Here is a 1,272-nt window from a genome sequence, read left to right as displayed (position 1 = left end):
TAGCCGTAGAAGGCTCTATAGGGGCAAGGGAAATAAAGGTTGAAGCAAATGGCTGGTCAGATTTTGTGTTTGAAAACACTTACCAACTCCCTAGCCTTACAGAAGTAGAAAATCACATTCAACAAAAAGGACATTTAAAAGATATCCCCAGCGCTAAAGAAGTAAAAGAAAATGGGATTTATCTAGGGGAAATGGATGCCAAATTATTACAGAAAATTGAAGAGCTAACGCTATATACAATTGCTCAAGAAAAAAAGATTTTATCTTTAGAAAAACAAAACTCAACTATACAAAACCTAGAAAAAGAAATCGAAATTCTTAAAGAGGAAAATAGACAAATAAAAAAACAACTCAAAAATTAGTTGATATTTTACCCAACTCTCTATTTCAATAATTTTACTTAAAGTCTATCTAACTTAAAAATTTCATTTTAAGTTAGATAGACTTTTAATAAAACAACAGTTTTATAAATGAAAAACAGCTTATTCTCATTCTTCATTTTTCTCTTTTTATGCTCTATAAAAACTTATGCACAAGCCGATCATTATTTTAATTTAACATTCAATAAATTTTTTGCTAACCAAGAAGCTAATCAGGTTGCTTATATAAATTTTCCAGACACAAAGATAGTAGGATGGTTTGAAATAACTATCTCAGGAGGTTATAATCATCAGTTAAGCAAAGGGAAGCTTACCAAAAGAATTGCTTTAAATCGTAACACGGCGGGCTATTTTAATCAATCTTCAGAAACCCCTACGGCATTTGCTGAAGTAGCCGATCAATGGAGCATAGGTGATTTTGACAGTGCTAACCTACGCATTCCCATCTATCACTTAGCTAGTACTGGAAACACTATTAGTATACAAGTCCAGGGTGTCTGTTATACTGAAAGTGTTAGAAATTCACTTGTGGAATATTTAAATGTTAGTAACCCTGTAATCGTTCCCAATTCCGAAATGCGTCAATATACAAGTATTATGCAAGACAGGGTGGGGATAGGCACAAAATCTCCAACTGCTAAATTAGATATTGGGAAAAGTAATTTAGAAAACGCATTTAGCGTAGGTTCGTCAAATGAAGGTGGAAGAATATACACTTCTTATGAAAATAATAGTGGAATGCTAAATTTCACAGAACATGACGATCCCTTTGTGTTAAGTTTTACTCAAGCAAGCACAAATACAAATGAAAAAATAATTTTTGATCAAGGTAATTTTGGGATTGGCACCACAACCATGGGCAGTCACAAATTAGCCGTAGAAGGCTCTATAG

Annotated in this window: 1 protein-coding gene and 1 pseudogene; both read left to right on the top strand. The window is 32.9% G+C overall.

The window, feature by feature from the left end:
• A pseudogene (locus FVB9532_RS19600) lies at positions 1-362 on the top strand (hypothetical protein); the annotation flags it as partial.
• 108 nt (positions 363-470) lie between these two features.
• On the top strand, positions 471-1,272 hold an 802-nt coding region (locus tag FVB9532_RS19280; RefSeq protein WP_150546812.1), incomplete at its 3' end, for a hypothetical protein.

The sequence above is a fragment of the Mesonia oceanica genome, from assembly GCF_902499555.1.
In the GTDB taxonomy this organism is placed as follows: Bacteria; Bacteroidota; Bacteroidia; order Flavobacteriales; family Flavobacteriaceae; genus Mesonia; species Mesonia oceanica.
The sequence above is the reverse complement of the archived record's forward strand: the minus strand, read 5'-3'. Positions and strand labels throughout refer to the sequence as shown.